The organism is Mesorhizobium sp. WSM4307, from assembly GCF_007003945.1.
In the GTDB taxonomy this organism is placed as follows: domain Bacteria; phylum Pseudomonadota; class Alphaproteobacteria; order Rhizobiales; family Rhizobiaceae; genus Mesorhizobium.
This window is the reverse complement of sequence record NZ_VFTB01000019.1, coordinates 64,841-83,396: the sequence shown is the minus strand read 5'-3', so window position 1 is coordinate 83,396 and position 18,556 is coordinate 64,841. Positions and strand designations below refer to the sequence as shown.

The window sequence follows — 18,556 nt, the reverse complement described above, 5'->3', positions numbered from 1 at the left end:
GAAGCAGGAACCACGATGCGACACGTACTGACCTCCTTTCTGTCTGTGCACTGGGCGATCGTCTTCGCCCTGCTGGCGCTGATCTGCATCGATGGAGACCGCGGTGTGACGGCAGCCCTCGGCGTGCTTGGAGTGACCGTCGAGAGCGCCCGGTTCGTCGACCTGCAGAACGTCGTCGTGGTCGCCCCGCTGGCGATCGCCTTGCTGGTCGTGGCGGTGCTGTTCTTCTGGGCCTTTGTCGATACGTTGATCAACGATCCGGCCAGCCCGGGCGCCGACAGCGTCGTTCGCATCGCCTTCATTTCCGCGTCCGGCGTCCTGTCGATGATCCTGATCGGTGGCGCCGCGCAAGGCATCAACGGGCTGTTCATGGTCGTTGCGGTGCAATTGGCGGCGCTTCTGGCCTCTTATGTCGCGATGCTCGCCGAGCGGCGCTCCGCGGCCGCGTCTGATGACGCTGATTTTCGCGCCACGGCGCACGGCATGGCGAAGGCAGCGGCGCATAATTCGCTGCTTTCCCTTATATCGGGCCGGACCGGGCCGAACGGGAAGGGAGGCCGCTGATGCGCTATATCTTCGCATTATGGGCGGCCCCGATGGCGCTGTTCTGGGGCTGGTTCTACCTGTCGCTCAACGACATGAATTTCGGCTATGTGATGCTGACCCGGCAGCTGCACGATTTCGTATTCCAGCTCTATGGCCAGATGCTCGGCATCGATCCGGCCATCATCCCGGGGATGGTGGCGAAGGCCTGCATCTTCGACGGTTTTCTGCTGATGGCGATATGGGCTTTTCGCCGTCGCCGCGAAATTCTGGACTGGGTCAGGCGGCGTCGGTCGGGCCCGGTCCCGCTTGACCGCCCAATTCCCTTCGATCGCCTGAATCGAGCGACTGAAGCCGGTCCAAGACTCCCTGCAGAATAAAGGCCGCGGCCGCCGAATCGATCTTGCCGGCACGTTTGGCGCGCGAGAAATCCATTTCGATCAGCGTCCGCTCCGCCGCCACAGTCGACAGCCGTTCGTCCCAGAACACGAAGGGCAGGTCACTCAGCTGCGCCATGTTGCGCACGAAGGCGCGCGATTTCTGCGCACGCGGACCTTCCGACCCATCCATGTTGATCGGCAGTCCGATCGCCACCGCGCCGACATTCTCCTTCTCCAGCAAGGCCAGAAGCACGGCGGCATCGAGCGAGAATTTCTTCCGCATGATGACCGGGCGCGGGTGAGCGAAGGCGAATCCCCGGTCGGAAACCGCGACGCCGATCGTCTTGTCGCCGAGATCGAGCCCCGCCAGCGTCCTGCCGTCGGCGAGCCATGCCGGCAATTGCTCAATCGTGATGATAGCCAACGGTTTTTCCTTGTCTTTTTCAGCAGCATGCGTCCTTCCGGATGCGCGGCGGACACTATACCCTTTGATATCGGGGTCATCGGCGTTTTAACCTCTGGCCCGGCAATAATCGAGGAATGCATTTCATGAAACTGACCTGGTACGGCCATTCGGCCTTCCGTATCGAAACCGGCGACGCCAAGATCCTCATCGACCCCTATCTGATCGGCAACCCGTCCTGGACGGGCGGCTGGGAAGGGCCGGCGGATGGGATCACGCATGTCCTGCTGACGCATGGACACAGCGACCACATCAGCGGCGCGCTGGAAGTGCTCGGCAAGAGCGGCGCGCAGCTGGTCGCCAATTTCGAGATCTGCATGTATCTGGTCGGCAAGGGCGCCGACGGCAGCAAGATCAATCCCGGCAATATCGGTGGCACGGTCGATTGCGGCGGCTTCACCACCACTTTCGTCCAGGCGCTGCACTCTTCCTCGTTTGGCGAAGACGGCGGCAAGAACGTCTATCTCGGCAATCCGGGCGGGCTGGTCCTGCATTTCCCGGAAGACCCGACGCTCTACCATATGGGCGATACCGACATCTTTTCCGACATGGCGCTGATCAACGAATTGCATGAGCCGAAGATCGGCATCGTGCCGATCGGGGATCGTTTCACCATGGGCGGCGCGGTGGCGGCTCTTGCCTGTCGGCGCTTCTTCAAGTTCGACACGGTCGTCCCTTGCCATTTCGGCACGTTTCCGATGATCGATCCGACGTCCGAGAAATTCGAGGCCGGCCTCGAAGGGTCCGGTGTGAAGGTCGCGTTGCCGAAAATCGGTGAAACGATTACGATCTAGAAACAGCCAAAGCGGAACAAATCCATGGCGTTGGGGCGATCTCTTTGTGTATCGATGTTTGTCGCGGCATCGCCCGCGCTCGCCGCGGATGACTTCATCGAAGGCGTCTACCTGCAGTCCGAGGAGCTTTGCACGCAGGCCAGGAAGGACACGCTGCAGACGCTGATCGATGCCGGCAACGTCGTGCTTTCCGTGCATGGCCTGCAGGGCGTTGAATATAATTGCGAATTCGTGCAGGTCAGCAAGGCGACACGCTCGCCGAGCTGGGCGGTGACGGCCATCTGCCAGGAACCGGGCTATGTCTTTCCCGATGTCCTGTCGGTGACGCGGATCAGCCCGACGCAGATCGATCTCGTATCGGTCCGGCCGATCGATGACGAAAGCGAAGCGAGCGGCAACAGCGGCAGCTATTATCTGTGCGAGGGCGTTGCCTTGCCATAGACCTGTCCTTGGACCGATGGCCGAGACCAGGCCGCCATCACGCCTGGTCTCTCGCATGATGCATGTTGCGCCGCGCGCGCGGCGCCGCTATAGCCCGGACTGGTTTTCCCCGAGGCAAATCTATGTCCGTTGATCTTCAGACTGTGAAGCGCGTCGCGCGTCTCGCCCGCATTGCGGTGAGCGAGGAAGATGCCGAACGCATGACCGGCGAACTGAACGCCATTCTGGGCTTCGTCGAGCAGCTGAACCAAGTCGATGTTTCCGGCGTCGAGCCGATGACCTCGGTGACGCCGATGGAGATGAAGAAGCGCCAGGACGTCGTCACCGACGGCAGCAAGGCGACCGACATCGTCGCCAATGCGCCTGCGACCGAAGAGAATTTCTTCCTCGTGCCGAAGGTCGTGGAGTAGGGCGCCGATGGCAATCGAGATCGCCATCGAGACACCGTTGCAGGACGATGTGCGCGGCCTGGTCAAGGAACTCAACGAGACCTTGCTCGAATTGACGCCGCCGGAGCACTGCTATCATCTGACGGTGGAGCAGATGGCCGGCCAGGACACGACCGTTTTCATCGCCCGCGACAATGGCATCGCCATCGGTTGTGGCGCGTTGAAGCGCCATGGCGATGCCATTGGCGAAGTCAAGCGCATGTATACGCGGCCTTCGCATCGCGGCCAGAAAATCGGCGCCAGCATCGTTGAGCGCGTCGAGGCACTGGCGAGGCAGGAAGGACTGAAGCGGCTGGTGCTGGAGACGGGCGACCGCCACCCCGCCGCCTGGACCGTCTATGAACGTGCCGGATTTTCGCGCTGCGGCCCGGTGCTGGATTATCCCGATTCCAAGTGGTCGGTGTTTTACGAAAAGAGCCTTTGATGAGCGACCTGACCAGACTGACGATTTCGCAGGCCCGCGCCAAGCTGCGCGGCAAGGAAATCACCGCGACCGAGATCACCGAGGCCTATCTCTCGGCGATCGATCGCGCCAATCCGGCGCTCAATGCCTATGTCGCGGTGACCGGCGACAGAGCGCGTGACATGGCCAAGGCGTCCGACGCCAGGCTGGTCAAGGGCGAGGGCGGTGCGCTGGAAGGCATTCCGCTGGGCATCAAGGATTTGTTCGGCACCGAAGGCGTCCACACCCAGGCCTGCAGCCATGTGCTCGACGGCTTCAAGCCACGTTACGAATCGACCGTCACCGCCAATCTGTGGGCGGATGGCGCGGTCATGCTCGGCAAGCTCAACATGGATGAGTTCGCCATGGGCTCGTCCAACGAGACGTCCTATTATGGCCCGGTCATCAACCCGTGGCGGCGTTCGCGGCTCGACACGGTGGTGATGCCAACGACGCATCAGGGCGATGGCGGCTTCGTGACGGCCGGCGGTACGAAAACCCAGCGCACCCTGGACAATGCGCAGTTGGTGCCAGGCGGCTCTTCCGGCGGCTCGGCGACCGCCGTCTCGGCGTTCCTGTGCGCCGGCGCGACGGCGACTGATACGGGCGGCTCGATCCGCCAGCCGGCCGCCTTCACCGGCACCGTCGGCATCAAGCCGACCTATGGCCGCTGCTCGCGCTGGGGCATCGTCGCTTTCGCCTCGTCGCTCGACCAGGCCGGCCCGATCGCGCGCGACGTGCGCGACGCCGCGATCCTGCTCAGGTCGATGGCCTCGGTCGATCCGAAGGACACCACTTCCGTCGACCGGCCGGTGCCGGACTACGAGGCTGCGATCGGCAAGCCGATCAAGGGCATGAAGGTCGGCATTCCCAAGGAATACCGCGTCGACGGCATGCCGGAAGAGATCGAGGCGCTGTGGCAGAAGGGGATTGCCTGGCTCAGGGATGCCGGCGCCGAGATCGTCGACATTTCCCTGCCGCATACGAAGTACGCGCTGCCGGCCTACTACATCGTGGCGCCCGCCGAGGCTTCGTCCAACCTGGCGCGCTATGACGGCGTCCGCTACGGCCTGCGCGTGCCGGGCAAGGACATTGTCGAGATGTATGAAAAGACCCGCGCCGCCGGTTTCGGCCGCGAGGTCAAGCGCCGCATCATGATCGGCACCTATGTGCTGTCGGCAGGCTATTACGACGCCTACTACCTGCAGGCGCAGAAGGTGCGCAATTTGATCAAGCGCGACTTCGAAAATGTGTTCGCCGCCGGCGTCGATGTCATCCTGACCCCGGCGACGCCGTCCGCCGCCTTCGGCATCGCGGATGAGGACATGGCCGCCGATCCGGTGAAAATGTACCTCAACGACATTTTCACGGTCACCGTGAACATGGCCGGCCTGCCGGGCATCGCCGTGCCTGCCGGCCTGGACCCCAAGGGGCTGCCGCTCGGGCTGCAGCTCATCGGCCGGCCGTTCGAGGAAGAGACGCTGTTCCAGACTGCCGCCGTCATCGAGCAGGCGGCTGGCACATTTCAGCCTGAGAAGTGGTGGTAAGGGTATCGATCATCTGAAGGGGTGAGCGATGTTCTTTCTTCTTTCCAAGGTCTTCTGGTTCTTCATCCAGCCGCTCAACCTGACGATTTTCCTGCTTCTGGCCGGGTTGATCGCCGGGCTGATCGGCCGGCGGCGGCTGGCCGTCACCGGCAGTGTCCTGGCGTTTCTGATCCTGGCGCTCTCAACCTGGACGTCGCTTGGGGCGATGATGCTCAACCCGCTGGAGGAGCGCTTTGCGCGCCCGCCGCTGCCGCAAAAGGTTGACGGCATCGTCGTGCTCGGCGGCGGCTTCGAGGGCGCCATCAACTTCGCGCGTGGCGGCTATGAACTGAGCAGCAGTGGCGATCGCATGGTCGAGGCCGCAATCCTCGCCCGGCGTTTCCCACAGGCCAAGGTGGTTGTATCAGGCGGTCACGGCGCGTTTTTCATCGACGCCGAGGGGGACGCCGACACCGCGTCCCGCCTGCTCGTTCCGCTCGGTGTATCGGCCGATCGTCTTGTCCTGGAGGACAAGTCCCGCAACACCTATGAAAATGCCGTCTTCAGCCGCAAACTTGTCGACCCGAAGCCGGGCGAGACCTGGCTGCTGGTGACCTCCGCCTTCCATATGCCGCGGGCCAAGGCGCTGTTCGACAAGGCTGGTTTTCCAACCATCCCATGGCCGGTCGATTATCACACTTCCGGCAAGGAAGGTGTCGGCTTGTTTCGCGACAATGCGATTGATTCCGTGCAGAACACCACCATAGCGCTCCGCGAATGGATCGGGCTTTTCGCCTATTGGCTTTCCGGCCGCATCGATCAGCCTTTCCCAGGACCGGGCGGCTGACCGATGACGGCGCGCCGCGCCGCCGAGAAGAACTGGCGCCGCACCAGCACGGCAAGCAGCAGAAGCGTCGACAGGACGAACACCACCGGATCGACGAACCAGCCGAGATAGCCGATCGAGAAGAACACGCCGCGCAGGCCAGAGTTGAAATGCTTGCCGGCCAGCATGTTCATCTGCGCCGCGCGCCACACCGCGGTTTCCGTGACCGGATTGCGCGAGGCTTCGCCATGCGGGATCGGAACCGCGCCGATCAGGATCGAGCAATAGTTGAACAGCCGGTAGGCCCAGCCGAATTTGAAGAAGGCGAAGGCGAGGATCAGCACCAGTCCCAGCACCTTGATCTGAAAGGCCGGGCGCGATGGCGCGCCGCCGAGCGGCAGGTTGCTCAGCACTTCCAGCACCCGGTCGGACGCGCCGAGCAAGGCAAAGCAGCCGCCGAGCGCGATCAGCGAACTTGAGGCGAAAAAGGCGGTTCCCTGCTGCAGACCGCTCATGATGGCGGTGTCGACGATGCGGATTTCGCGCTCGGCCATGGTGCGCATCCAGGCCTCGCGCTGTGCATTCATCGCCGTCGTCAGCGACATGCGGCTGACCAGCTTGCCGTCCGAGGCGAGCGTGTGCAGCAGCCACGCGATCAGGAAGAAGGCCAGCGCCCCGAAATCAGCCATCGAAAGATAGAAGGAATCGCCCATGGCTGAATTTATCACATCCAGCGTGGTTGCTTCGATGCCGGCTCCCGCGATCGGCAGCAATGTCGCTGCCGGAGCAAACAAGGTCGGCAGATGCTGCGCCGCGACCGTCAAAAGAGCGGAAACATTCCTTGGAATTCCTATATGTAGGATCCTCGACGCGACTCCAGGAGACAGCGTGTTCCTTTCGGTTTTCGACCTGTTCAAGATCGGCATCGGCCCCTCGAGCTCGCACACGATGGGGCCGATGACGGCCGCGCGGCGGTTTCTCGACGAGATCGCGGGCGACGACTGGCCGCGTCCCGCCGGCGCCAAGGTCGCCCGCATCGGCGCCAGCCTGCATGGCGCGCTCGCCTACACGGGCATCGGCCATGGCAGCGACCGCGCCGTCATCCTCGGCCTTGCCGGCCAGACCCCGCAGACGGTCGATCCGGACCAGGCCGACGGCATCATCGGCCGCATCACCGCCGACAAGATGATTTCACCGCCAGGTCACCCGTCCTATCATTTCGACCCGGCCACGGATCTGGTGCTCGACCGCAAGACACCGCTTGCCGGCCACGCCAACGGCATGGCGTTCCATGCCTATGACGCCGGCGGACGCCTGCTGCTCAAGCGCATCTACTATTCGATCGGCGGCGGCTTCGTGGTGTCGGAAGAAGAGCTGCAGCGCATGAAGGCCAAGGGGTCGGTGACATCGGAAGGCAAGAAAGTGCCTTATCCCTTCAAGAACGCCGTCGAGATGCTGAAGATGGCGGCCAAGAGCGGGCTTTCCATCGCCGAAATGAAGCGCGTCAACGAGGAAACGCAGATGTCGCGCGAGGAGCTTGACGCCGGCCTCGACGCCATCTGGGGGGCGATGAAGAGCTGTATCGACCGTGGCCTGTCGCAGGACGGCATCATGCCGGGCGGGCTGAAGGTGCGGCGCCGGGCCCGGCAGTTGCACGACAAGCTGCAGGAACAGTGGCAGCAGAATCGTCCAAATCCGCTGCTCGCCAACGACTGGCTGTCGATCTACGCCATGGCGGTCAACGAGGAGAATGCCGCCGGCGGCCGCGTCGTCACCGCACCGACCAATGGGGCGGCCGGCACGCTGCCGGCAGTACTGCGCTACTGGCTGCATTTCCATCCCGAGGCCGACCAGCCCAGCATTCGCGACTTCCTGCTGACGGCTGCCGCCGTCGGCGGCATCATCAAGACCAATGCGTCGATCTCGGGCGCCGAGGTCGGCTGTCAGGGCGAGGTCGGATCCGCCTCGGCGATGGCCGCGGCCGGCCTGTGCGCCGTCATGGGCGGCACGCCCGAGCAGGTCGAGAATGCCGCCGAAATCGCGCTCGAACACCATCTCGGCATGACTTGTGATCCGGTCGGCGGGCTGGTCCAGGTGCCGTGCATCGAACGCAATGCGCTCGGCGCGGTCAAGGCGGTAACGGCCGCGTCGCTGGCGATCAAGGGCGACGGCGTCCATTTCGTGCCGCTCGACGCGGCGATCGAGACCATGCGCCAGACCGGTCTCGATATGAACGAGAAGTACAAGGAAACCAGCCTCGGCGGTCTCGCCGTCAATGTCGTGGAGTGCTGAGCAACGCTGGCCACTGTGGAGAAGCCCCTTCATGCCGTTGACGTCCCGGCGCTCCGGACTAACCTTAGCGAATGGCTCTCAATCTACTAAAACTGTGCGTCGGCTGCGACAGCGTCGAGGATCTCGAGGAATGGATCGAGTTCCGTCTCGACGAACGGCGCCGGGCCGGCGAGCCGGCCGAACACTGGCACACCACCCGCATGGTGCCCACGCGTGGCGCCGAGATCACCGATGGCGGTTCGCTCTACTGGGTGATCAAGGGCAATGTGCAATGCCGGCAGCTGATCACCGAGATCCGGCCGTTCATTGACGACGAGGGCATCGGTCGCTGCCACCTTATGCTTGATCCGCATGTCGTGCGCACCGACTGGCAGCCGCGCCGGGCCTTCCAGGGTTGGCGCTATTTGAAACCGTCGGATGCACCACCTGATCTCGGCAAAGGCAAGGCGGGACTGGTCGAGATGCCGCCGAAACTCAGGCGCGAGCTTGCCGATCTCGGCTTGCTGTAGGCCGTCGCACGCAGGCGCTGCCTGTTTTGGCGCGGGCTTTTCTGGCCCTCCATCTTGCTTCGCACTGGACTTGCAAGCGGCGCGACAACGCCACATCTTGAAATTCATGCGCAATGAAAAGCTGACGAAGCCGACAAGGGCCAATGGGCTGGAGAGCCAGCCCGCGTGGCGGTTCTCGTCCTGTCCAGGTGAAAGCCATCATTCCGGCGCAGAAAAAGTGTTGGATGACATCACGCGGCTGTCCAGGCAGACAGGGCATCTGCGGGGCGGTGGGAAATGTTAGCAGCAATTATCGGTCTGGTCGCATTGCTGCTGGTGCTCCTGGGCATAGCCTCGGCCTTCCTGCGGGCCGATCCGGCCCGGCTCGCAACCGGCATGAGAACACTGGGACCGATCCTGCTGGCGCTGGCAGGCACCGCTGTGCTTCTGGTCGGCCGAAGCGGAATCGGCAGCATCATGCTGTTCGTGGCGATCGGCTGGTATGCCGCCACGCGCACGAACCGGCCTGATGCCAGGCCGGCGCCGGGAAAACGCTCAACGGTGCGGACGGCAGCGCTCGAAATGGAGCTGGATCACGATACCGGCGGCCTCGAAGGGCTGGTTCTGGCCGGCCGCCATGACGGCAAGATGCTTGGCGCTATGGGCCTTGCGGAGTTGCAGCATCTCTACCGCGAACTCTCCGCCGATGCGGAGAGCCGCCAGCTGCTAGAGACGTATCTTGACGGCAGATTTCCCGTCTGGCGCAAAAACACTGAGACGAACGGTGGCGAAGGGCTGGGTGTTGCGCCAGGTCCGGGCGCCATGACTAAGGAGGAGGCCTACAAGGTCCTTGGTCTTGAAGCGGGGGCCGCCGCGGCGGATGTCCGCAAGGCGCACCGCCGCCTGATGCAGCGCCTGCACCCCGATATCGGCGGCACGTCTTTCCTGGCGGCGCGAATCAACGAAGCCAAGGACGTCTTGCTCTCCAATCACAACTAGTCTCCTTCGACGCGAAAAATTTTCCGGGAGATGCTTCCACGCCGCCCTATTGCTGGACGGCGTAGCACTCGATTTTCTTCTTCTTCAAAGCGGTACAGGCCTTCCAGGCGGCGTCTTTCGAGCCAAAGCCGCCGAAACGGGCGCGGTAGTAGGTGACGCCGTCCTTGTCGAACGCGACGGTGAAGCCGGAAGCATCCGCCAGCGCTTTTGGTGCCTGCTTGCTGGTCTTGTCGAGGACGGCCTGGGCTTCCGACTGCTTCGGTGAAGAGGCGACCTGGATGGCCCAGCCCGACGGCACTGAGGCGGTGTTGACCGGATCGACGCTTGACGCCGGCTCGGCGGCCTGCGTCGGCTCGGCATAGGCGGCCACGACCTGCGCCGTGGCGACCTTGGGGGCGGAGACGATGACCGTCTTCACCTTCTTTGCCGGGGCGACCAGCGTGGGCGCTTCGGCCTGGGCATTGCTGTCGGCGGTGTCATCCTCGGCAACCGTTGCGTCGTCGGCGACGGCGTCATCGGCGCTGGCCACAGCGACCGGCTTCTCGTCCGGGGTCGGCGCGTCGTGCTTGGGCAGGAGAACCTTGGCAAGGGCCTTGACCGGGTTGCTGCCGTCGGCCTTGGCGACCAGGTCACCGCCGCCGCGGGTCGAGGCCCTCGGCAGGTAGGTGTTGATCAACGATGCCATCTGGTTGTCGCGGCTGCCGCCCGACGTGCCGCCCATGACAACGGCGACGAGGCGACGGTTGCCGTCGGCCACGGATGAAACGAGGTTGAAGCCGGAGGCGCGGGTGTAGCCGGTCTTGATGCCGTCGACGCCCTTGATGCGTCCGAGCAGACGGTTGTGGCCATTGATGCGCTGGCGGCCATAGAGAAAGGAACGCTGCGAGAAGTAGCCATAATACTGGGGGAAATGCTCCCTGAGCGCGATGCCGAGCGTCGCCATGTCGCGCGCGGTGGTGAACTGGCCAGGGTCGGGCAGGCCGTTGGCGTTGCGGAAGACGGTGCCGTTCATGCCGAGCTGCCGCGCCTTGGCGGTCATCATGCGGGCAAAAGTGGTTTCATCGCCGCCAATCATTTCACCAAGTGCGGTGGCCGAGTCGTTCGCGGACTTGGTGACGATCGACAGGATCGCGGTTTCGACCGAGACCGAACCGCCCGGCTTCACGCCGAGTTTCGTCGGCGCTTCGGCGGAGGCCTTGGCGGAAAACACGACAGGCGTGTTCCGGCTGATCTTGCCCTTCGCCATCGCTTCGAAGGTCAGATAAAGCGTCATCATCTTCGTCAGCGACGCCGGATAGCGCCTGCCGTTGGCATCCGCGGAGTAGAGCACCTTGCCCGTCTTAGCGTCCACGACGATGGCGGCCGGCCGTGCTGCCAGCGAGGAGGCAACGTCGGCGCAAACGAACGTCATCGCCAGGGCGAAGACCATCATCGCTTTGAGGGGGGAGGTGGATTTGGAAACGATGCCCAACAACGCCTTACGCACTGATATTTCCCTTGAATTCTTCGTTGCGTTGGAGGCGGCAAAGGGTCCTGCCTCACTTTCAGCCAAGCTAACGGGGCAGCGTTACCAATCCGTTTATGGTAACCGCCGCGTTCACCATTTTCTTCGGGCTTGAAACGCACTTTATTTGATTTTTAGCCATTGCCTGCGCAGGCGGCGCCGCTCGCCGGCGAAATATTGACTTTTGTGCGGCGCACAATATACTCTAGTGCATTGCACAAGGGCGCCCCGAAGAAGGACGCCTCAACCGTCAAGGGAATCGTGAAATGACCCAGACCTATGAGGACTTCAGCAAATACGGTAAGGAATTCGCCGACACCGGTTTGAAGAGCTTCGCTTCGCTCTCCAAGGGCGCTCAGGCGATCGCCACCGAAGCCGGTGAATACACCAAGAAGAGCTTCGAAGCCGGCAGCGCCGCTTTCGAGAAGCTGTTTTCGGCCAAGTCGCTGGACAAGGCGATCGAGATCCAGTCCGACTACGCCAAGCAGTCCTACGAGGCGTTCGTCGCCGAGGCCACCAAGATCGGCGATCTCTACGCCGAACTCGCCAAGGAAGCCTACAAGCCGTTCGAATCGATCGTTGCCAAGGCGAAGTAATTTCGGCCAATAGTTTTAGATCCGGACCCTTTGGGCCCGGGGCGAAACCCGGTCGCGGAAACGCGGCCGGGTTTTTTCGTGCTAATTTCCGGTTTGCGGCGGCGTGGCGCTTCACGATTGCGAAAATCCGCCAAGTTTGGTCACCTAGCCATATTGTCAGCTAACCAGAAGGGCTTAAAATCGTCCATCGAACACCTACATGTTGAACTCGCATGGGGATTCGAAAGAGGCAGGATTACGTGACGATCGGTTTGACTGCCATGAGACAAGTGGCGCGGATGCAAAACGGCGGCGGCGACGGCAATGAGGCCGGCCGCGGGACGGCCGTCATCACGCGCACCAAAACCAAGACCAAGAAGCCCAGCCTTTATCGGGTCCTCATCCTCAACGACGACTACACTCCAATGGAGTTCGTGGTTCACGTGCTGGAGCGTTTTTTCCAGAAGGACCGCGAAGCCGCCACACGCATCATGCTTCATGTTCACAATCATGGAGTGGGCGAGTGCGGGGTCTATACATTCGAGGTGGCCGAGACCAAAGTGTCTCAGGTCATGGATTTCGCCCGACAGAATCAGCATCCGCTGCAATGCGTGATGGAGAAGAAGTGAGGTAACATGCCGGCTTTCTCCCAAGGCCTGGAAAAGGCGCTTCACCAGGCGCTGACGCTCGCCAATGAGCGGCACCATGAATACGCAACCCTTGAACATCTGCTGCTCGCGTTGATCGACGACACCGAGGCGGCCGCCGTCATGCGCGCCTGCAACGTCGATCTCGACGAGCTCAAGCACACTGTTCTGACCTATATCGACACCGAGCTCGACAATCTGGTCACCGGCTACGACGAGGATTCCAAGCCGACCGCCGGCTTCCAGCGCGTCATCCAGCGCGCGGTGATCCATGTGCAGTCGTCCGGTCGCGAGGAAGTGTCGGGCGCCAACGTGCTCGTCGCCATCTTCGCCGAGCGCGAAAGCCACGCCGCCTATTTCCTGCAGGAACAGCAGATGACGCGCTACGACGCTGTCAACTACATCTCGCACGGCATCGCCAAGCGTCCGGGCGCATCGGAGACGCGCTCGCCGCGCGGTGCCGATGACGAGCAGGGCGGCCAGAACGGCGCCGAGCCGCAGGAGGAAGGCGGCAAGAAAAAGCAGCAGCAGGATGCGCTGACCGCTTATTGCGTCAACCTCAACAACAAGGCCAAGGCCGGCAAGATCGATCCGCTGATCGGTCGCGAGTCGGAGATCAACCGCACCATCCAGGTGCTGTGCCGCCGCTCCAAGAACAACCCGCTTTATGTCGGCGACCCGGGGGTCGGCAAGACGGCGATCGCCGAAGGTCTGGCCAAGCGCATCGTCGAGGGCGACGTTCCCGAAGTGCTGCACAACGCCACCATCTTCGCGCTCGACATGGGCACGTTGCTGGCCGGCACGCGCTACCGCGGCGATTTCGAGGAACGGCTGAAGCAGGTCGTCAAGGAGCTCGAGGATTATCCGGGCGCGGTACTGTTCATCGACGAGATCCATACGGTGATCGGGGCAGGGGCCACCTCGGGCGGCGCCATGGACGCGTCGAACCTGTTGAAGCCGGCTCTGTCGTCGGGTGCGATCCGCTGCATCGGCTCGACCACCTACAAGGAGTTCCGCCAGTTCTTCGAGAAGGACCGTGCTCTGGTGCGGCGCTTCCAGAAGATCGACGTCAACGAACCGACCATCGAGGATGCCATCGAGATCATGAAGGGCCTGAAGCCCTATTTCGAGGAGTTCCACAAGGTCCGCTACACGAGCGAAGCGATCAAGGCCTCGGTCGAGTTGTCGGCGCGCTACATCAACGACCGCAAGCTGCCGGACAAGGCGATCGACGTGATCGACGAGACCGGTGCCTCGCAGATGCTGGTGCCGGAAGCCAAGCGCAAGAAGACCATCGGCATCAAGGAGATCGAAGCAACGATCGCCACCATGGCGCGCATCCCGCCGAAGACGGTTTCGGCCGATGACGAGAAGGTGCTGCAGGGCCTCGATATCGAGCTGAAGCGCGTCGTCTATGGTCAGGACACCGCCATCACGGCGCTGACCTCGGCGATCAAGCTGGCCCGTGCCGGCCTGCGCGAACCGGAAAAGCCGATCGGCTCGTATCTGTTCTCGGGTCCGACCGGCGTCGGCAAGACGGAAGTGGCCAAGCAACTCGCTGCCTCGCTCGGCGTCGAGCTGATCCGCTTCGACATGTCGGAATATATGGAACGCCACACCGTTTCGCGGTTGATCGGCGCGCCTCCCGGCTATGTCGGCTTCGACCAGGGCGGCCTGCTCACCGACGGCGTCGACCAGCATCCGCACTGCGTGCTGCTGCTCGACGAGGTCGAGAAGGCGCATCCGGACCTGTTCAACATCCTGTTGCAGGTGATGGACCACGGCAAGCTGACCGACCACAACGGCAAGCAGATCGACTTCCGCAATGTCATCCTGATCATGACCACCAATGCGGGCGCATCCGATGCGCAGCGCGCGGCGATCGGTTTCGGGTCGACCAAGCGCGAAGGCGACGATGTCGAGGCGATCAACCGGCTGTTCACGCCGGAGTTCCGCAACCGTCTCGATGCGATCATCCCGTTCGGTTCGCTGCCGGTTCCGGTCATCCATCAGGTGGTGCAGAAGTTCGTCATGCAGCTCGAGGCGCAGCTCTCCGAGCGTGGCGTCACCTTCGACCTGTCGCCGGATGCGATCGCCTGGCTGGCCGACAAGGGCTATGACGAGCGCATGGGCGCGCGGCCGCTCGGCCGTGTGATCCAGGAGCACATCAAGAAGCCGCTGGCTGACGAGGTGCTGTTCGGCAAGCTCAAGAAGGGCGGCACGGTGCGCGTCACCGTCGAGAAGAAGGAAACCGGCGAGACCGGCCTGAAGCTCGAATCGCTGGCCGACGAGGCGCCTGTCAAGCCGAAGAAGGAAGAGCCGGAAGACGCGCCGAAGCCGCGCAAGGCCGCGGCCAAGAAGCCAGCCGCCAAGAAGGTCGTGGCGCAGAAGCCGGAGCCCAAGGGCAAGGATGGCGGCAAGCGCAGCTTGGTCCCGCAACTGCCCCGCAAGGGCTGATCGGCACGCACCCGAAAAAGCCCCGGCAACGGGGCTTTTTCATTTTGAGCAATGGGGTGGCTATGCCCGGCCAGATCGTCATCCTCAACGGCGCGCCGCGGTCGGGAAAATCGAGCATCGCTCGCGCCATTCAGGAAAGCTTCGATGGCGCATGGATGAATCTGGGCGTCGACAGCTATGCCCAGATCATACCGCCGCGACTTCGCCCGGGAATAGGGCTGCGACCCGGCGGCGAACGCCCCGACCTCGAAGTCTTCGTGCCACGCCTTTATGCCGCCCTTTACGAATCGATCGCGGCGCATAGTCGGCTGGGGCTGAACGTCGTGACGGATCTCGGCCATCACGATGCCTATTCGAGGCCGCTCGATTGCCTGGCCGATTGCGCGCGCCGTCTCGCCGGCCTGCCGGTGCTGTTTGTCGGCGTTCTCTGTCCGATTGAAATCATCATGGAAAGGCGAGCCGCCAGCGAGGCGGGCAGGGGGTATGTCACCGGCTCTTCGGACGATCCCACCCCTTTGCCCGTGCGTCTGTGGCAGGAAGCGGTGCATCGGCCGGGCGTGTATGATCTTGAGGTCGACACCTCGGTCCTCAGCCCTGAACAGTGCGCCCAAGCGATCCGCCGGTGCCTGCGTGATGGCGCCCAGCCGGGCGCCATCGAGCGGTTGGCTCGAGCCGCCAGCTAGACTTTCTCCTGCCCGCGAAACGAGTTGCGGCTCAGCTTCCCAGCGCCGCCCGTATTTTCTCGGCATTCCCGGCAAGCACTTCGGGTTTCTCCATCACGCCGCTATGCGGCTTCAACGGGATGCCGTCGAAACGCGGAATGACATGGACGTGCAGGTGATAGACGGTCTGGCCGGAGGCCGGCTCGTTGAACTGCAGGATGGTAACGCCGTCGGCATTATGCGCCTTCTTGACTGCCCGCGCCACTTTCTGGACGACGTTGAAGAGCGGGCCGAAGGTCGACGGGTTGGCGTCGAGCAGATTGCGCGACGGGGCTTTTGGCACCACCAGCGTATGGCCGGGCCCTTGCGGCATCACATCCATGAAGGCGACGACGGCGTCGTCTTCGTAGACGCGGTGCGACGGAATTTCTCCACGCAGGATCTTGGCGAAGATGTTGTCGGTCTCATAGGCGGTTTCAGCCATGGCGAACACTCCGGATTGTGCCTCGCGTCCCGTGTAGCGAAGCTGTCCCGGACCGGCAAGACGATGGGACGGGCGATCGGGCGAGATCGGCCATGCCAGAAGGCCTGCTACTCCTCGAGATCCTTGCGAAACGGCGTGTGTTCTTCGAGATAGCCGCTCATCCGCTCCACCTCGCGCCGCTCGCGCTGGAGATAGTCGGCCACCGCATTGCGCAAGCCGGGATGCGAAATGTAGTGGGCCGAATGCATCGTTACCGGCCGGTAGCCGCGCGCCAGCTTGTGCTCCCCCTGGGCGCCCGCCTCGACCACCTTCAGCTTGCGTTCGATGGCGAAGTCGATGGCCTGGTGATAACAGACCTCGAAATGCAGGAAGGGGTGATCCTCGATGCAGCCCCAGTTGCGGCCGTAGAGCGCGTCGGAGCCGATGAAATTGATGGCGCCGGCAATGTAGCGCCCGTTTCGCCTGGCCATCACCAGCAGGATGTCGTCGGCCATGCGTTCGCCGATCAGCGAGAAGAACTGGCGGTTCAGATAGGGGCGGCCCCATTTGCGGCTGCCGGTGTCCATGTAGAAGGCGAAGAAGTCGTCCCACGCCTTTTCCGTCAGGTCCTTGCCGGTCAGCCAGTCGATGGTGATGCCATCGGCGAGCGCCTCGCGCCGTTCCTTCTTCATCGCCTTGCGCTTGCGCGAGGCAAGCGTGGCGAGAAAGTCGTCATAAGTCGAAAAGCCTTCGTTGAAGAAGTGGAATTGCTGGTCGGTGCGGTGCAGGAAACCGGCGGCCTCGAGCGTTGCGACATCGCTCTCCCGCGCGAAGGTGACATGCGCCGAGGACACGCCGAGCTTGTCGGTCACCATTTTGAGGCCGGCGGCAAGCCCGGCCTTCACCGCATCCGGATCCTCGCCCTTGCCGACCAGCAGGCGAGGGCCGGTGACCGGCGTGAACGGCACGGCGCATTGCAGTTTTGGATAATAGCGGCCGCCGGCGCGCTCGAAGGCGTCAGACCAGCCGTGGTCGAACACATATTCGCCCTGGCTGTGCGATTTGAGATAGCAGGGGACCGCGCCCAGCAGCCTGCCTTGCGCGGTCTCCAGCCGCAAATGATGCCCCTGCCAGCCGGTGCGTCGCACGGCGCAGCCGGAATCTTCCAGCGCGCTTAAAAAAGCGAATGAAACGAGCGGGTTATAACCATTTTCCGCATCGCCGCGCGTGGTGCCCGCAAAGCCGTTCCACTCGTCGCAGGTGAACGCGCCGATGCCTGCGGCGATACGGATCGAATAGTCCGCATTTGCAGTTTGCCCGTCGCCATCGTCGCCCTGATCCATGAGGCTTATTTAAGCTCCATCCGGGCCGCTACAAGTCACATTTCAGACACCCCACTCACGCGACTTTGACCAGCTCGGGTTCGAACCCTTCGAATGTCATCTGATCAGCATATTTGAAGGTCAAGTCGATCGCGGGCTGATCATGCACCGTCCAGGTGATGACAGGCATTTTGAGCTTTTCACGCACGAAGCTGACGAACGGATTCGGCAGGTCGCCGGCGGCGTAGGAGGTGAAGGATAACTCATGCGCCAGCATCGAAAAATGCGCCTCGATCAGCTTGAGGTCCTTGCCGTAGGCGGTCAGGCCAGCGGGAATGCCGGCTGCATGTTTCGGGAAATCGCGGATCAGCCAGTGATCGAACGACATGATCGCCGCCTTGCCCTTGTAGCGCTTGAGCATTTTGCCGACGCGCGCCACCAGGCCTTCGTCGCGGCCTGGAACCCCTTTCAGCTCGACGACCATGGGCACGCGGCCGTCGACGAGGTCGAGCGCTTCCTGCAGCGTCGGCACACGGTCAGATGTGCCGCCAACCCTGAGCGCGGTCAGTTCGGCCGCGCTGCGCTGCCAGACGAAACCGTCCTCGCCGGTCAGCCTTTTCAGGTCGCCATCATGGATGATGACGGGAACGCCATCAGACGACAGATGCACGTCGCATTCGATGGCGTAGCCCCGTTCGGCCGCGGCGGTGAAGGCGGACAGCGTGTTTTCCCAGCGCGTCTTGTTCATGTCGTGGAAGCCGCGATGGGCAACGGGCCGGGCAGTCAGCCAGGATAGGTCGGTCATGTCAGGCCTTCGTTCATTCGACTTCGAAGATGGCTTCGATTTCCACTGCGGCATTAAGCGGCAGGGAGGCAGTGCCGACGGCGGAGCGGGCATGCTTGCCGCGCTCGCCAAGGGCGGCGACCAGGAAATCGGAAGCGCCGTTGGCAACCAGATGCTGCTCGACAAAGTCGGGGGCAGAGGCAACGAAGACGGTGATCTTCACCAGCCGGCGGATCTTCTCCAGGTCGCCGAGCGCGGCCTTGGCCTGCGCCAGAATGTTGATCGCGCAGTATTTCGCCGCGTCCTTGCCGCCTGCCGTGTCGACGTCGCGGCCGAGCAGGCCGCTCGCCTGCAGCTTGCCGTCCTTGAGCGGCAATTGCCCGGCGGTGAACAGCAGAGTGCCCGACCTGCAATAGGGGACGTAGTTGGCGGCAGGTGCGGCGGCGACAGGAAGCGTCACGCCGAGATCGCTTAGCCGCTTTTCGATTGTTTCACTCAT

General features: G+C 62.9%; 22 protein-coding genes. 15 read left to right on the top strand and 7 right to left on the bottom strand.

Annotated features, from left to right (window positions below; all coding sequences use genetic code 11):
* Positions 1–15 precede the first annotated feature (15 nt).
* A complete protein-coding gene (locus FJV83_RS33615; protein WP_095774311.1) occupies positions 16–564 on the top strand; it encodes a hypothetical protein in 549 nt (182 codons plus the stop codon).
* The gene (locus tag FJV83_RS33610) at positions 564–923 is read left to right on the top strand and encodes a DUF6105 family protein (RefSeq protein WP_095774312.1); all 360 of its coding nucleotides are present in this window, start codon (positions 564–566) and stop codon (positions 921–923) included. The genes FJV83_RS33615 and FJV83_RS33610 overlap by 1 nt, the downstream gene beginning before the upstream one ends.
* Here FJV83_RS33610 and ruvX read toward each other — a convergent pair.
* A complete protein-coding gene (gene ruvX / locus FJV83_RS33605) occupies positions 823–1,347 on the bottom strand; it encodes a Holliday junction resolvase RuvX (protein WP_142887047.1) in 525 nt (174 codons plus the stop codon). The genes FJV83_RS33610 and ruvX overlap by 101 nt on opposite strands.
* A gap of 125 nt (positions 1,348–1,472) precedes the next feature.
* Here ruvX and FJV83_RS33600 point away from each other — a divergent pair, with 125 nt between their 5' ends.
* The 6 genes from FJV83_RS33600 (at position 1,473) to FJV83_RS33575 (ending at position 5,885) form a co-directional block, all read left to right on the top strand.
* Positions 1,473–2,180 carry a metal-dependent hydrolase gene (locus FJV83_RS33600; RefSeq protein ID WP_142887046.1) on the top strand — a complete coding sequence of 236 codons (708 nt, stop codon included), beginning with the start codon at positions 1,473–1,475 and terminating at the stop codon, positions 2,178–2,180.
* A gap of 24 nt (positions 2,181–2,204) precedes the next feature.
* On the top strand, positions 2,205–2,621 hold the full coding sequence (locus tag FJV83_RS33595; protein ID WP_095774314.1) for a hypothetical protein: 417 nt from the start codon (positions 2,205–2,207) through the stop codon (positions 2,619–2,621).
* A gap of 122 nt (positions 2,622–2,743) precedes the next feature.
* The gene (gatC, locus tag FJV83_RS33590; protein WP_095774315.1) at positions 2,744–3,031 is read left to right on the top strand and encodes an Asp-tRNA(Asn)/Glu-tRNA(Gln) amidotransferase subunit GatC; all 288 of its coding nucleotides are present in this window, start codon (positions 2,744–2,746) and stop codon (positions 3,029–3,031) included.
* Between the two features lie 7 nt (positions 3,032–3,038).
* Entirely contained in the window at positions 3,039–3,494 is a 456-nt protein-coding gene (locus FJV83_RS33585; protein ID WP_095793008.1) for a GNAT family N-acetyltransferase, read from the top strand.
* Entirely contained in the window at positions 3,494–5,059 is a 1,566-nt protein-coding gene (locus FJV83_RS33580; RefSeq protein WP_095793009.1) for an amidase family protein, read from the top strand. The genes FJV83_RS33585 and FJV83_RS33580 overlap by 1 nt, the downstream gene beginning before the upstream one ends.
* A gap of 28 nt (positions 5,060–5,087) precedes the next feature.
* Positions 5,088–5,885 carry a YdcF family protein gene (locus FJV83_RS33575; protein ID WP_095793010.1) on the top strand — a complete coding sequence of 266 codons (798 nt, stop codon included), beginning with the start codon at positions 5,088–5,090 and terminating at the stop codon, positions 5,883–5,885.
* Here FJV83_RS33575 and FJV83_RS33570 read toward each other — a convergent pair.
* Positions 5,858–6,577, bottom strand: coding sequence for a DUF599 domain-containing protein (locus FJV83_RS33570; RefSeq protein ID WP_142887062.1), 720 nt, complete (start codon positions 6,575–6,577; stop codon positions 5,858–5,860). The genes FJV83_RS33575 and FJV83_RS33570 overlap by 28 nt on opposite strands.
* A gap of 175 nt (positions 6,578–6,752) precedes the next feature.
* Here FJV83_RS33570 and FJV83_RS33565 point away from each other — a divergent pair, with 175 nt between their 5' ends.
* The 3 genes from FJV83_RS33565 (at position 6,753) to FJV83_RS33555 (ending at position 9,643) form a co-directional block, all read left to right on the top strand.
* A complete protein-coding gene (locus tag FJV83_RS33565) occupies positions 6,753–8,156 on the top strand; it encodes an L-serine ammonia-lyase (RefSeq protein WP_142887045.1) in 1,404 nt (467 codons plus the stop codon).
* Positions 8,157–8,227: 71 nt separating this feature from the next.
* Positions 8,228–8,665 carry a DUF1489 family protein gene (locus tag FJV83_RS33560; RefSeq protein ID WP_095774321.1) on the top strand — a complete coding sequence of 146 codons (438 nt, stop codon included), beginning with the start codon at positions 8,228–8,230 and terminating at the stop codon, positions 8,663–8,665.
* Between the two features lie 276 nt (positions 8,666–8,941).
* Entirely contained in the window at positions 8,942–9,643 is a 702-nt protein-coding gene (locus FJV83_RS33555; RefSeq protein ID WP_142887044.1) for a DnaJ domain-containing protein, read from the top strand.
* Positions 9,644–9,689: 46 nt separating this feature from the next.
* Here FJV83_RS33555 and FJV83_RS33550 read toward each other — a convergent pair whose 3' ends face one another.
* Positions 9,690–11,129 carry a D-alanyl-D-alanine carboxypeptidase gene (locus FJV83_RS33550; protein ID WP_142887042.1) on the bottom strand — a complete coding sequence of 480 codons (1,440 nt, stop codon included), beginning with the start codon at positions 11,127–11,129 and terminating at the stop codon, positions 9,690–9,692.
* A gap of 284 nt (positions 11,130–11,413) precedes the next feature.
* On the opposite strand from FJV83_RS33550, the gene FJV83_RS33545 reads away from it, so the two are divergent.
* From FJV83_RS33545 to FJV83_RS33530, 4 genes are all read left to right on the top strand, one after another.
* Positions 11,414–11,743 (top strand): phasin family protein, encoded by a 330-nt coding sequence (locus FJV83_RS33545; RefSeq protein ID WP_095774324.1) that lies wholly within the window; start codon positions 11,414–11,416, stop codon positions 11,741–11,743.
* Between the two features lie 278 nt (positions 11,744–12,021).
* On the top strand, positions 12,022–12,351 hold the full coding sequence (clpS, locus tag FJV83_RS33540) for an ATP-dependent Clp protease adapter ClpS (protein WP_010909565.1): 330 nt from the start codon (positions 12,022–12,024) through the stop codon (positions 12,349–12,351).
* Between the two features lie 6 nt (positions 12,352–12,357).
* Complete coding sequence (gene clpA, locus FJV83_RS33535) at positions 12,358–14,826, top strand: ATP-dependent Clp protease ATP-binding subunit ClpA (RefSeq protein WP_095774326.1); 2,469 nt, start codon at positions 12,358–12,360, stop codon at positions 14,824–14,826.
* A 62-nt stretch (positions 14,827–14,888) separates the two neighbouring features.
* Positions 14,889–15,509 (top strand): chloramphenicol phosphotransferase, encoded by a 621-nt coding sequence (locus FJV83_RS33530; RefSeq protein ID WP_142887041.1) that lies wholly within the window; start codon positions 14,889–14,891, stop codon positions 15,507–15,509.
* Positions 15,510–15,540: 31 nt separating this feature from the next.
* On the opposite strand, the gene FJV83_RS33525 is transcribed toward FJV83_RS33530, so the two are convergent.
* From FJV83_RS33525 to FJV83_RS33510, 4 genes are all read right to left on the bottom strand, one after another.
* Complete coding sequence (locus FJV83_RS33525) at positions 15,541–15,972, bottom strand: HIT family protein (protein ID WP_095774469.1); 432 nt, start codon at positions 15,970–15,972, stop codon at positions 15,541–15,543.
* Positions 15,973–16,079: 107 nt separating this feature from the next.
* The gene (locus FJV83_RS33520; protein ID WP_142887040.1) at positions 16,080–17,294 is read right to left on the bottom strand and encodes a GNAT family N-acetyltransferase; all 1,215 of its coding nucleotides are present in this window, start codon (positions 17,292–17,294) and stop codon (positions 16,080–16,082) included.
* Between the two features lie 55 nt (positions 17,295–17,349).
* The gene (locus FJV83_RS33515) at positions 17,350–18,078 is read right to left on the bottom strand and encodes a glycerophosphodiester phosphodiesterase (protein ID WP_142887038.1); all 729 of its coding nucleotides are present in this window, start codon (positions 18,076–18,078) and stop codon (positions 17,350–17,352) included.
* A 13-nt stretch (positions 18,079–18,091) separates the two neighbouring features.
* Positions 18,092–18,556, bottom strand: coding sequence for a RidA family protein (locus FJV83_RS33510; RefSeq protein WP_095774330.1), 465 nt, complete (start codon positions 18,554–18,556; stop codon positions 18,092–18,094).